At 45.8% G+C, this 12,798-nt stretch carries 11 protein-coding genes; all 11 read left to right on the top strand.

What is annotated here, in order from left to right; all coding sequences use genetic code 11:
• Positions 1-138: 138 nt before the first annotated feature.
• The gene (locus tag HPT30_RS20400) at positions 139-1,932 is read left to right on the top strand and encodes an ABC transporter substrate-binding protein (RefSeq protein WP_175373170.1); all 1,794 of its coding nucleotides are present in this window, start codon (positions 139-141) and stop codon (positions 1,930-1,932) included.
• 283 nt (positions 1,933-2,215) lie between these two features.
• Positions 2,216-3,151 carry a ketopantoate reductase family protein gene (locus HPT30_RS20395; RefSeq protein ID WP_175373350.1) on the top strand — a complete coding sequence of 312 codons (936 nt, stop codon included), beginning with the start codon at positions 2,216-2,218 and terminating at the stop codon, positions 3,149-3,151.
• Positions 3,152-3,251: 100 nt separating this feature from the next.
• Positions 3,252-3,665 carry a VOC family protein gene (locus HPT30_RS20390; RefSeq protein WP_175373169.1) on the top strand — a complete coding sequence of 138 codons (414 nt, stop codon included), beginning with the start codon at positions 3,252-3,254 and terminating at the stop codon, positions 3,663-3,665.
• A 201-nt stretch (positions 3,666-3,866) separates the two neighbouring features.
• Entirely contained in the window at positions 3,867-5,495 is a 1,629-nt protein-coding gene (locus HPT30_RS20385; protein ID WP_246317304.1) for a helix-turn-helix domain-containing protein, read from the top strand.
• A 118-nt stretch (positions 5,496-5,613) separates the two neighbouring features.
• Entirely contained in the window at positions 5,614-6,591 is a 978-nt protein-coding gene (locus HPT30_RS20380) for an ABC transporter substrate-binding protein (RefSeq protein WP_246317302.1), read from the top strand.
• Positions 6,591-7,622: an NAD(P)/FAD-dependent oxidoreductase gene (locus HPT30_RS20375; RefSeq protein ID WP_175373168.1), complete on the top strand. Its 1,032-nt coding sequence runs from the start codon at positions 6,591-6,593 to the stop codon at positions 7,620-7,622. The genes HPT30_RS20380 and HPT30_RS20375 overlap by 1 nt, the downstream gene beginning before the upstream one ends.
• A gap of 234 nt (positions 7,623-7,856) precedes the next feature.
• Entirely contained in the window at positions 7,857-8,717 is an 861-nt protein-coding gene (locus HPT30_RS20370) for an ergot alkaloid biosynthesis protein (protein ID WP_175373167.1), read from the top strand.
• Positions 8,718-9,003: 286 nt separating this feature from the next.
• Positions 9,004-10,335 carry an adenosylmethionine--8-amino-7-oxononanoate transaminase gene (gene bioA, locus HPT30_RS20365; protein WP_217622471.1) on the top strand — a complete coding sequence of 444 codons (1,332 nt, stop codon included), beginning with the start codon at positions 9,004-9,006 and terminating at the stop codon, positions 10,333-10,335.
• Positions 10,332-11,078: a dethiobiotin synthase gene (bioD, locus tag HPT30_RS20360; RefSeq protein ID WP_175373165.1), complete on the top strand. Its 747-nt coding sequence runs from the start codon at positions 10,332-10,334 to the stop codon at positions 11,076-11,078. Before bioA ends, bioD begins: the two co-directional genes overlap by 4 nt.
• 5 nt (positions 11,079-11,083) lie before the next feature.
• Positions 11,084-12,082 (top strand): biotin synthase BioB, encoded by a 999-nt coding sequence (bioB, locus tag HPT30_RS20355; protein WP_175373164.1) that lies wholly within the window; start codon positions 11,084-11,086, stop codon positions 12,080-12,082.
• Positions 12,083-12,095: 13 nt separating this feature from the next.
• A partial coding sequence (locus HPT30_RS20350; protein ID WP_175373163.1) for an aminotransferase class I/II-fold pyridoxal phosphate-dependent enzyme occupies positions 12,096-12,798 on the top strand: 703 nt, incomplete at its 3' end.

The raw sequence follows: 12,798 nt of genomic DNA, 5'->3' as shown, positions 1-12,798 counted from the left end.
GCTATTTCTCCTAATTCGCTGTAAATTTTCTGTATCTTTCATAAATGTTTATTTATAATTGTACTGATTAAAGGGGGAAGTAAAAGTGTAAGATATTCTTTCATCTTTTCACCTTTTCCGGAAAATAGGGAGGCCGTTATGTACAATCAGGCTATATTGCATTATTTGAATATGGCAGAATCCTTGAATCCTGCTTTTCGGCTACATGAGCCGCTTCCTGTAAGTATTGAAGAACTTAGCGAGATCCTCTGCTGTACCTCCCGCAATGTGAAATTCATCCTCCGGAAGCTTGAAGAGAAGGGAATGATTCATTGGCAGGCGGGCAGAGGGAGAGGCAACATGTCTCAGCTTACCTTCCTGCAGAGTAAAGAGGAGATACTGGAGAACAGCTTTCAGGAATTACTTCGTAAGGGGAAAATAAAAGAAGCTACCGTGCTGCTGGGCAATGCCACCGGAAATGAGGCGTTCAAGGTTCGTCTACTGAACGAACTTAACAAACATCTTGGTTTTCAGCATGAGCCGGAGTCCACTTCGGGACAGGATGTGCTGCGGATGGTCCGAAATAGGGCCTTGGATAAGTTGGACCCTGCATTTGTCTATTCTGCGTTTGAATCCTATTTGCTAAGCCAAATTTGCAGCACGTTAGTGATCTATGAAACGGCTAACAACCGCTTTTTGCCGGGCTTGGCGCATATGTGGGAGAGCAACGAGGATCATACACACTGGGTCTTTTATCTTCGTAAAGGGGTCCGTTTTCATCATGGGCGGATCATGACCGCCAAAGATATTATCGCGTCGCTAGAACGTTTGCGAAATTTGCATAGTCCCTCGCTTTGGTTTTATAACGATATTATTAGTGCCGAGATGCAAGGAGAATATTGTGTTCATTTTCATTTGAGCCGGCCGAATTTGTTTATTTTACATTTGTTCAGCAATATTCATATGTCCATTGTGCCTTATGACGTGGATTTCAGTACAGCATTTGTCGGCTCCGGACCGTACCGGGTCAAGGAACTGAATGAGAATGTTCTTGTGCTGGAGGCATTTGACCAATATTATGGTCTGCGTGCGCTGCTCGACCGGGTAGAAATCTGGTTTTTGCTCCATGACGTTGCGCCTGAACGGCAATATGAGCTGCCGGATCAGCTGCTGAAGGAGCGGGAAAACCGTCATGACTGCAATAACCGAATTGATTATCCTGCGCTAGGCTGCCGATATATTCTGTTCAACTTTCGTAAGAAAGGCATACATCATCAGCTTAAGTTTCGGCAGGCCCTGCGGCTGATTTATGACCGGACAGCTGTAATTAAGGAGCTCGGAGGCAGTAGATTGACTCCGGCAGACAGCTTATTGCCCTGGAATAGCAGAGAGAGGAAATGGGAGAATACAACTGATTCAGCAGAGCAGATCAAAGAGCTGCTGCGGGCTTGCGGATATGACGGAGAAGCAATTACTGTTGCTTTTATATCTAAAAAAGAAGAAAGCGAAGAAGCGCAGTGGCTGCAGCATCGTTGTGCCGCGGTGGGAATAACGCTTAAGCTTCACCCGCTTGAGAGACATAATGCCGAAGAGGTTATGAATCATGCGGAATTGATATTGGGTGAGGAGATCCTGGAAGAGGATTGGCAGTGGGGAGTGATTACTTATTTTAAAAACGAGTCCAATTACTTGCGCTTGCTCCTGCTCAAGAGCCAGTGTGATGTTATCGACCAAAGCTTAGAGGATTTTGCGCAGCAGAATGAAGCTGATAGGGCCAGGCTGCTAAATCAAGCTGAGAGCATACTTCGTGACAATGTCTGGGTGCTATACGGATGCCATCTCAACAAGAGAGCCCTGTTCGATCAAAGTTTATATGGATTACACACCAGTACCTTTGGCTTTCTGGATCTCTCGAAATTATGGATCAAATCACCGTTTCAGGGGCCTGTTTGAAAAAGATAGGCAAGGTATACCTGTTCTGTTATACTCACGAAGGAGGCTGTATCGACCAGGTCGAATGGTGCTCCTTAGTAATTGCAGTATTTGAATAGCTCTTCACGCGAAGCCATGGAGGTGAACTCGTTGGATTTTGCTCTGATCCGCAAGGACCGAGACAAAAGAACGGTCAAAACTTGACTCTTTTTTTGCCGATCGGACCTGTTTAGCAGATTTGCTAAGAGGTCTTTTTATTTATCCCAATAAGGTTATAGAGAGGATTTGAATTTTGATGGCAAGCATGCGTTTTCTGGTTGTAGGTGCAGGTGCAATTGGCGGTTACTTCGGTGGTCGTCTTGTTCAAAAAGGAGAAGATGTTACGTTTCTCGTCCGCCCGTCCAAACAGCGTCAATTAGCAGATCATGGGCTGCAGGTTAAAAGTGTGCATGGGGATTTCCATACCCCAATCCGTACGATTACATATGGAGACCAAGCGGAGCCATTCGATTGCATCCTCCTGTCAGTTAAAGCCTATCATTTGTCAGGGTTGCTGAGTGATCTTGCCCCTTACGTGGGAGAACATACGTTAATTCTTCCGCTCCTTAACGGTTACGACCATTTCAATGTGTTAGGCAACCATTTTGGCCGTGAGAAAGTGCTTGGTGGTCTTTGTTATATTGAATCGACGCTAGATGAGGAAGGGACAATCATTCAGAGCAGTCCGTTTCACCGTATTGTATTTGGAGAATGGACAGGCGGGGTATCAGAGCGGTCTCAGCGGCTGTTTAGTCACCTGGATGGTGCGGGATTCACAGTCGTTCTATCCGAGGATATTCAGCGTGTGGTCTGGCAGAAATATGTATTCATTTCAAGTTTTAGCGGCATAACTACATTCATGGAGTCTCCAGTGGGGCCGATTCTTCAAACACCTGAAGCCATGTCGGTATACTCGCTGCTGCTCAAGGAAATTGTCACCATTGCCCGTAGTGCCGGAATGCCGGTAGATCCAGATCTGGAGTCCACCACCTTGCAAACTATGATTTCCATGCAGCCATCAATGATGTCATCGATGCAGCGGGATATGCAGAAGAGGCTGCCGATCGAAGCCGATCATCTGCATGGTTTCCTTCTGGCATTGGCCGCTCCAGATCAAGGCGATTACCCTATTCTGCAAACGGTATATGCCCGGTTAAAGGTATACGAGAGAAATGTTTTTCCTCCAGCTGAGAAGGAATAAGGATGGTAACCAAACCGAGTTGAGGGTTGTAGCAATTCTCTTCTAACTCCTCTAAAATAAGAATAGTACATTTTAAAATAGTTACGGGAGTTGATTACGCATGGGACAAGTATCACAAAAAATTGCCACATTTCTAATGTTCGAAGGACAGGCCGAAGAGGCGATGAATTTCTATATCTCCTTGTTTGAAAACTCTGAAATCATCAGCATCAAGCGTTATGGGCCCAATGAGTCTGGTGCTGAAGGAAGCGTAGTACAGGCCTCCTTTTCGTTAAACGGTCAAGTCTATATGTGTATCGACAGCCATGTCAAGCATGCTTTTACGTTCACACCTGCGATCTCCCTGTTCGTCACCTGTGATTCCGAAGAAGAGATTGACCGGATCTTTGCCGAGCTGTCGGAAGGTGGACAAATCCTAATGCCACTAGGCGCGTACCCATTCAGTCAAAAATTCGGCTGGACCGCCGACCGGTTCGGGGTATCTTGGCAGTTAAGTCTTCTGCATCCACAGTAAGCGCAAAAGAGCTATTGTACTCTTTTCTGCCTCATAGAAATAATGAACACCTCCAATGCATAGCATTTGGGGGTATTTTTATACGTCCAGCTTCGACTACAAGGTCATGGTAATTTCGTGTAGAATGAAAGTCTCTGCACTGTAATGTGGACAAAAGGGCGCGTTATGGATTGTTAAAGGCTATAAGGGGGTTAGAACATCTTGAGTTGGACAGAAACGCATCAACCCAATGTAAGGCCATGGATCGCTCAATGGGAGTCGACTACATTGTTGTCAGAGAAATGGATGACTGCTGGTGAAATTAATTATTGTACATCCCATACATTAATCGTGATCACAGATGGCCAAGCGGTTTGGAATATTAACGGGCAGCATGTTCATTTAGCCTTTGGTCATTTCATCGCCATTGAAGAGAACTCTTTCGTTGAGGTATTAGAGGGCGGAAACCTGGATTTAGCAGGCTGGCATATCCAATTTCATACTTGGTCCATTCTGAAAGCAGAAGGAACAGTAGTGAAAGCAGATTGGCACGTACCGTTAGGAAATACATACCAGATTGTGCAGCTGACCGGTGGTTTTTTAACGAGCATAAGTGATTCTTTAAATACACAGCAGTCTATGGGAGCATCTGAGCAGCTTGTAGAGCATCAGGCTTTTTTATATGGATTATTGAAAAGCTTATATCTTAAACCAACGAGTGATCAGCACACAACAGAAGAAGGAATTCTGCGTTCGATTGCTTATATGCAGGAGCATTATCATGAGACGATTACCCGCGAAGAACTAGCACAGATCGCAGGTGTCAGTCAGTGGCATTATTCTCGCAAATTTGGTGAATTGTGTGGCAAGCCTCCTTTAGACTACCTGGCAAATTACAGAATCCATCGTGCCCAGGAAGAGTTGCTATTAACGTCAGCCAGTTCACAAGATATTGCCAAAAAGATAGGATTTGAAGATGTGCATTATTTCAGCCGTCGCTTCAAACAATTTGCTGGCATGTCACCAAGGAATTATGTTCAGCATTTGGACAAGCGGCAGGTATTATCAATCTCAGCACTCTGTGCCGAGGTTCTAATCTCATTAGGGATCATTCCCCAGGCTGTAATGGTAACACCTTTACTAATACCTCAGCATCAACAAGAGCTATTTGAAAAGCATGGGGTAAAACAGCTGGAAGTTCCCCAATATGAGACTAATATTGAATTCATTCAGCAAGAGCAGCCTGAGATCATTATGGGGCATTTCATAACAGAAGATATTAAGAAGAAGCTGCGCGGGGTCGCTCCAATCCTAACCGGTCTGACCAATGATGTAGAAATCCTGCTCCAACAGTTTGGTCTTTGGTTTCATAGACAAGAAGAAGCTAACGCTCTTCAGGTACAAATGGACAATAAAGTAAATGCTGCAAGGCAACAATTAAGCTCAATCATTGAATCTGGGGCCACAGTAATGGTCTTGCGAGTAGAACCGTTCGGATATCGATATTTGGGCGGCAACTCCAGTGGCGTGTCACAGCTGCTGTATCAGAGATTAGGGCTGGCGCTTCCCGAGTCTCTAATGGCAGGAGAGGGTTGGTTTAACCCTTGTACAATCGATCAATTATCTGCAGCCGATCCGGCTTATTTATTTGTGGAGAAACGTATGATGGAGTATTTTAATGCAGACGAAAATATGGAGAAACTAAGAGAAGGCCAGCAGTGGAGGCATTTAAGGGCGGTAAAGGACGGTCATGTTTTCTACATTGATACAAGTCTGTGGGTGGATGGCTGTGGAGTCATTGGCCAGAACATAATTATTGATCAAGTGGTTAGCAGTTTGAAAAATCATTAGCAGGATGTAGCACAATAATCCATTGGAATTCGCACCATTCGCTATGGAAGGAAGGCTCTTTATTTGATAATCTTTGATAATGATAATTATTATCAATAAATAAAGGGGCGAGTACATAATGGCAGGAAGATTGACCAAGTTGCTTGGAACAGCGCTAATGGTTGTTGTTTTAGCTGCATGTTCCAACGAATCCAGTAAGAAAGAAGAGGTGTCTGCGGAAACGCCGGCAAATCATAGCGAAACAAGGGTTGTAACTGATATTTTTGGTAAGGTGACGATTCCGGCCCATCCCAAGAACCTGCTTGTCACAAGCTCAAGCTATGCAGAGGATCTAATTGAGATGGGTATAACTCCACAGTTAGCCGTAGTTGTTCCTGAGATTGAGCCTGATTACCGAACTCCCTATTTAGAAAAACACGGGGTAAAAACGATCTCGCAAGCGCAATATGAATATAACTTTGAGCAGTTGCTGAGCTTATCACCGGATATGATTCTTACGTCAGGGGAAGGTATGGAAACCAAAGTGTATGATGAGTTGTCAAAAATTGCACCCACCGTTGCTATAAAGGCAGGTGTCGGGGTACATGAGGCCATGAAAGAGCTGGGAGTGCTTTTCGATAAAGAAGCCGAAGTAGAGAAAGTATTAACCGCTTTAGACCAGAAAGCGAGTGAGGCTAAAGATAAAATTCATCAAGCGATTGGCGATAAAACGGTACTTGTACTTCGAGTTGAGCCTACCCGGTACCGCTATTTAGGGCCAAAGGCGGATGATGATGTCAGTAGATTCTTTTATCAGACGCTTGGGCTGAAAAGTCCCGAAGTCACTAAGGATTCGGACGTATGGTTCACACAGTTTTCATTAGAAATTTTACCGGAAATCAAACCGGATTATATTTTCCTAGAAACAAGAAGTATGGTGGACTACGATAGCACACAATCCTTAGGGGAATTAGAAGACAATCCTCTGTGGAAAGGCCTGAGTGCAGTTAAAAATAATCAAGTATTCCCATTGCGCACCAATGATTATATTCAAGCTAAGGGTCCGATCGGAACAGGTATGTTAATTGACTATATTGTAGAAAAGCTGGTGCCTTAATGAGTACACACGAAATGGATGTATATGATGTTACGATTATCGGCGGTGGTCCGGCAGGAATGTATGCGGCTTTCTACAGCGGGATGAGAGCCATGCGTACCAAAATTATCGAAGCCAAAACGGAATTGGGCGGCTTCATGCGGACCTATCCCGAAAAGCTCGTGTGGGATGTTGGCGGAGTCGATCCGATACCGTGTGAACAATTAATAGATTCTTTAGAAAGACAAGCCAGAACCTTTGACCCAACGATTGTTTTTGGCCAAGAAATTGCTCATCTGGAACGCCTTGCTGATAATAGCTTTGTAATCACAGCGAAATCGGGGGAACGTCATTATTCTCGTACACTAATATTATGTGCTGGTCGGGGCATGACCCAAGTTCAGAAGCTGGATGTTGAAGGTGCCAACCGTTATGAATTAACGAATCTTCACTATACGATTACGGATTTGTCGAGATTTAAAGATAAGCGTGTTCTTATTTCTGGCGGAGGGGATTCTGCCGTTGACTGGGCCAACGAGATTGTAAAATGGACTAAGCATGTCACCGTTGCCCACAGACGGGATCAATTCACGGCACACGAACTCCCTGTTGCAGAAATGAAGGCCAGTGCGACGGTGATGACACCTTATAGTATTTCTCGCTTACATGGAGTAGGGGATAAAATAGAAAAGGTTGCCCTCGAACATGCAGAGACTGGTGCAATTGAACACCTTGATGTCGATGAAGTGGTAGTGAGTCATGGGTTTGATCGTGATTTTGGCGAATTATTGAATTGGGGCTTAGCCAAGGAAGATTACGGGATGACTGTTGATCCACGGATGCGAACCAGTATCCCGGGGATATTCGGGGCCGGTGATTGTATCACTTACGGCAGCAAGGTCCGCTTGATCGCAGGTGCCTTTAATGATGCGGTCTTAGCGGTGAACAGCGCAAAACTATACATGGAACCGACAGCCTCAGATATGGCCGGTGTTTCGTCTCATAACGCCCGTTTCTTTGAGAAGAATAAGACTATTCTCCAAAACTATTAAAAAGATAACACAGCAATTGTAAGAGATACGTCTCATGCAATTGCTGTGTTTTGTTAATTTGATATCCTTTCTTGACTGATCGATCCGAAATGAGTATGATAATGATGTGATCAAAGGAGGAGGGCTTCATTATTATTTTATTTATTTTAGACTGAATAGTCTGATAAGTGATTTCGTTTTATTTTTTTTGAATATATCGGACTGAATGGTCTGGAGAAAGGAGATGCATTCTAGATGAAAAATCAGCGAAAAATCCTCATAACAGGCGGAAGAGGGAAGACAGGCACAAGAATTGCAGAGCGGCTGGAACAACAGGGATATTCTTATAAGTCGACTTTTCGAAATACCCAGGACATTACGGAACCGAGCAATCAAGTCCACTTCGACTGGTACGACAGTTCCACATTTCTCCCGGCATTGAAAGATATTGAACGCGTTTATTTGGTTGCACCAGTAGGTGACCCTGAACCTATTAAAGTCATGAAACCATTTATTGAGTTGGCACTGGAAAAGGGCGTACGTCGTTTTGTGCTACTCAGCAGTGCATCCATTTCAGAGAATGGGCCTGTCTTTGGTGCTGTTCATCAATTGTTGAAGGAGCTGACTCCGGAGTGGACCGTGCTCAGACCTTCCTATTTCATGCAAAATTTCACCGAAGGTCAGCACGCAGCAACCATTTCGAATCAGGATCTGATTATAAGGGCTGCAGGACAAGGGAAGATTGGTTTTGTTACCGCGGAAGATATCGCCGAAGTTGCGGTAAGAGCACTTGTTGATGATCATGCCCATAATACGGAGCATATGATTACCGGACCGGATTCTCTCTCATATGATGAGGTCAGTCAAATCATAAGCCATGTAACGGGAAGAATTATAAAGCATACATCTATCGAAGATCATGAACTCACCCGTAGCTGGTTAGCGTTAGGACTAGGCAAAGAGTATGCGGCGTTCATGACCGAACTTGACCGCAGAATTCGTGAGGAGGGGACAGAGGATTTAACCACCGATTCGGTATTAAAGGTCACCGGCAAAGCGCCTGTATCTTTTATGGATTTTGCCAAAAAACATGCCAGAGTGTGGACGAGGGAATGAATTTGAATAAATAATAAAAGTCGCTAATTTAGCGGCTTTTTTCTTTGTTTTCATATCTGAGGTGATGTTTTCACCTGAGTCTTTAAGGTACCACGTTTCCGCGTTCTCCCTTAGTTTTCGTGATATCAATCTTCAAACTTACAATTTTAATTCTCTTTACAGGGGCGTTTCTGTCTGCTAGAATTACCAAATCCGATTGTGAACCTATAAAAGTTATTTGGTTTACAATTAAATAAACAACGGATGGTGATAATCTTTGATAACGGATTACGAACGTCTTGCTGCCATGAACAAGGATCACTTATGGCATCCTTTTACGCAAATGAAAGATTACGATAACTCTGATCCACTCATTATTGAACGCGGCGAAGGCATCATGCTCTATGACGTCCAAGGACGTGCTTATTATGACGGTTTCTCATCCGTTTGGCTCAACGTACATGGACATAACGTGCCGGAGCTAAATCAGGCAATCACGGAGCAATTGGGGCGAGTCGCTCATTCCACCCTTCTTGGCATGGCCAATGTACCAGCAATTGAGCTCGCAGAAAAGTTGGTGGGGATTACTCCGGAAGGATTAAACAAAGTGTTTTACTCAGATTCAGGCGCAACCGGTGTCGAGATCGCGATCAAAATGGCTTTTCAATACTGGCATAACAAGGGAGTACGGGGTAAAACGAAGTTTATCACGATGAATCAGGCGTACCACGGAGATACAGTTGGAGCAGTGAGTGTCGGGGCGATCCCTCTGTACCATGATGTGTTTCGCCCGATGCTATTTCCTTCCCACGTCATTCCATATCCCTACGCTTATCGTCATGAGGGCGGTGAGACGAAGGCAATGGAAGATACACTGACCGCACTGCGTCATTTGCTCGAGACTCGGGCGGATGAGATTGCGGCGCTCATTGTGGAGCCAATCGTACAAGGAGCAAGTGGCATCATAGTCATGCCGCCGGGTTGTTTAAGCCAAATGGCTAATTTGTGCCGGAAGTATGGCGTGCTGCTCATCGCTGACGAAGTGGCGACTGGTTTCGGCCGGACAGGGGCTATGTTCGCTTGTGATCTCGAAGATGTTTCACCTGATTTGCTGGTGATCGGGAAAGGGTTGACTGGTGGTTATTTGCCTGTGGCAGCCACGCTTGCGACTGACGAAGTGTACGAAGCATTTTATGCTGATTACCAAGAGCAGAAAACGTTTTTCCACGGTCATTCCTTCACTGGGAACCCACTCGGCTGTGCCGTTGCTTTGGCAAGTTTGAAGCTGTTTGAAGAGCGCAATATGATCGAGGAAGTGAGAACAAAGGCATCATTTGTTGAACAAAAGCTGGCAGCACTCAAGGATTATCCGCATGTCGGCGAAATCCGGCAAAAGGGACTAATGATCGGAATCGAGCTCGTACGCGATAAAAGATCACGTGAGCCGTACGATTGGGCAGAGCGAGTTGGCGTTCGGACAAGCTTGCGGGCCAGAGAACTCGGAATGTTAACAAGACCGCTCGGCAATGTGATCGTCTTCATCCCTCCGCTTGCCAGTAGTGAGGCTGAACTTGGTGCCATGATAGATATTTTGACGGAATCCATATCTCAAGTCACTGAAGGTGGTCCGGTTACATGAACAAAGCGAACAATGAAACGCTACGTGGATTATTTGTGACAGGTACAGACACCGAAATCGGGAAGACGGTTATAACAGCAGCCATTACCGCTACGCTCCGAGCCGAAGGGTTGAATGCCGGTGTTTGGAAGCCGGTTCAGTCGGGTGCACCTCTTGGAAGCGGACTTACCGATGCTGAACGGCTGCTGAAAAGCACGGGAATTAATGAACGGCCCGAAGCAGTCGCACCCTTTACCTTTGAAGCTCCACTTACACCAATGCTCGCCGCCAGACAAGCTGGGGTAGATCTTACGTTACAGGAGATTATCGCTGCAGGTCTACCGCTGACTAAACGTTTCGAGGCATTACTCATCGAAGGCGCAGGAGGCGTCGCTGTCCCGCTAACCGATGACGCTCTCATAGTGGACTTAATCTCGGAGCTTCGGGTACCTGCATTAATTGTAGCCCGTTCTGGCCTAGGAACAATTAATCATACACTTCTGACTGCTTCATTTCTTCGGGATCGTGGGGTTCCAATTGTTGGTGTCATATTGAATGACGGGGAGTCAACGGAACCCTATGATGATCCAAGTGTGGCTACGAATGCACAACTCATCGAACAATACAGCGGTCTAAAGGTTCTCGGTCGCTTTCCCCATTTAACCGATGAAGCAACATCAGAGACGTTGATACATAACGTACGCAGAACCATACAACTCGCGCCTATCAAAGAGACATTTGCAGTTCAGACCATAGGAGGATAATTGATATGAATACAATTGCAGCGGAGATGGATTGGCTAGCGCTTGCTCAAAAAGCATTGAACGGAGAATGTTTAACGTTAGAGGAAGGGATTGCTGTACTTGACGCCGACAATGATGAGGTGCTATTGCTCATGCAGGCTGCGTTTAAGGTGAGAAAACATTTTTACGGTAAAAAAGTGAAGCTGAACATGATCATCAACGCCAAAAGCGGCCTTTGCCCTGAGGACTGCGGCTACTGCTCGCAATCGATTGTTTCGACAGCCCCGGTTAAAAAATACACCTTGCTTGATAAGGACACGTTGGTTTCAGGCGCACGTGAAGCGCTGGCACGCAAAGCCGGAACCTATTGTATTGTAGCGTCCGGGAAAGGCCCGACAGACAAGGAGTTGGATCAAGTGGTGGATGCGGTTAGAGAAATCCGTAATACAATGCCACTGAAAATTTGCGCATGTCTGGGGATTCTCAAGGATGATCAAGCCGAACGTCTAGCTGAAGCCGGCGTACATCGCTACAATCACAATTTGAACACTAGTAAGGCAAACTACCCCTCTATCACGACGACCCATACCTATGATCAACGTGTGGAAACCGTGGAGAAGGTCAAGACACATGGCATGTCTCCTTGCTCTGGTGTCATCATCGGCATGGGAGAGACCGATCAAGAAATAGTTGAAATGGCATATGCACTCCGCGAACTAGATGCGGATTCGATTCCGATCAATTTCCTGAACGCGATACCGGGAACACCTCTGGAACATGCAGGTCGCACACCGGCAATGAAAGCTCTGAAGGTACTGGCTCTATTTCGTTTCATTTGTCCTTCTAAAGAAATCCGCGTGGCAGGCGGTCGCGAGGTCAATCTTCGCACTTTGCAGCCCTTATCTCTGTTCGCCGCCAACTCACTCTTTGTGGGTGATTATTTAACGACAGCAGGCCAAGATGTTACGGCTGATCATCAAATCATTGAGGATTTGGGCTTTGAGATTGAATTAAATGCCCTTTAAGGCGGTGTCAACCATGATCTGGATGGAAAATGAGCTTAAATTAATGGCTGATGCTTCGTTGGAGCGCTCCTTGCACATAAGTAGCCCAGTATCCGGATCTCCTGGTTATACGCTGCGCGGAGAGCAAGTGCTACTCAACCTGTCCTCCAATGACTATCTTGGACTCTCCCAGCATCCTGCCATACTTGAAGTGATGCGGGAGGCACTGCTCTCGGAAGGAGCTGGCTCAGGTGCTTCACGCCATGTGACAGGTAACCGGGCGTCTTATAGTCGTCTGGAAGAAGCGCTGGCCGATTGGCAAAACTGCGAAGCAGCACTGGTTCTTGCTAATGGATATATGGCGAATTCAGGTGTTATTAGTGCACTTGTAGGCCGGGGAGATGTTGTTTTTAGCGATCAGTTGAACCATGCAAGCATTGTGGACGGCATTGTATTGAGCCGAGTGGAGCATGCCCGGTACCGTCATAATGATATGGAGCATTTGCGCACGCTATTGAACAAGTATCGTGATAAACGGCGGAAGCTGATCGTTACAGATGCTGTTTTCTCCATGGATGGCGATCAGGCGCCATTGCGCGAACTTGCTGCACTCAAACGCGAGTACGGAGCGATGCTAATGGTGGATGAGGCACATAGCGGGGGGATCTACGGGGGGAGAGGCGAGGGATTGTGTCATGAACTCGGGCTGCAGAATGATGTGGATATTCATATGGGAA

The organism is Paenibacillus agri (assembly GCF_013359945.1).
GTDB lineage: Bacteria > Bacillota > Bacilli > Paenibacillales > Paenibacillaceae > Paenibacillus_AQ > Paenibacillus_AQ agri.
This window is presented reverse-complemented; position numbering and strand designations above follow the sequence as displayed.

What these genes read in the sequence shown, in the direction of transcription:
- HPT30_RS20400 (WP_175373170.1), top strand. Translation starts at nt 139, where the DNA reads ATGTACAATCAGGCTATATTGCATTATTTGAATATGGCAGAATCCTTG.
- HPT30_RS20395 (WP_175373350.1), top strand. Translation starts at nt 2,216, where the DNA reads ATGCGTTTTCTGGTTGTAGGTGCAGGTGCAATTGGCGGTTACTTCGGT.
- HPT30_RS20390 (WP_175373169.1), top strand. Translation starts at nt 3,252, where the DNA reads ATGGGACAAGTATCACAAAAAATTGCCACATTTCTAATGTTCGAAGGA.
- HPT30_RS20380 (WP_246317302.1), top strand. Translation starts at nt 5,614, where the DNA reads ATGGCAGGAAGATTGACCAAGTTGCTTGGAACAGCGCTAATGGTTGTT.
- HPT30_RS20375 (WP_175373168.1), top strand. Translation starts at nt 6,591, where the DNA reads ATGAGTACACACGAAATGGATGTATATGATGTTACGATTATCGGCGGT.
- HPT30_RS20370 (WP_175373167.1), top strand. Translation starts at nt 7,857, where the DNA reads ATGAAAAATCAGCGAAAAATCCTCATAACAGGCGGAAGAGGGAAGACA.
- bioA (WP_217622471.1), top strand. Translation starts at nt 9,004, where the DNA reads ATGAACAAGGATCACTTATGGCATCCTTTTACGCAAATGAAAGATTAC.
- bioD (WP_175373165.1), top strand. Translation starts at nt 10,332, where the DNA reads ATGAACAAAGCGAACAATGAAACGCTACGTGGATTATTTGTGACAGGT.
- bioB (WP_175373164.1), top strand. Translation starts at nt 11,084, where the DNA reads ATGAATACAATTGCAGCGGAGATGGATTGGCTAGCGCTTGCTCAAAAA.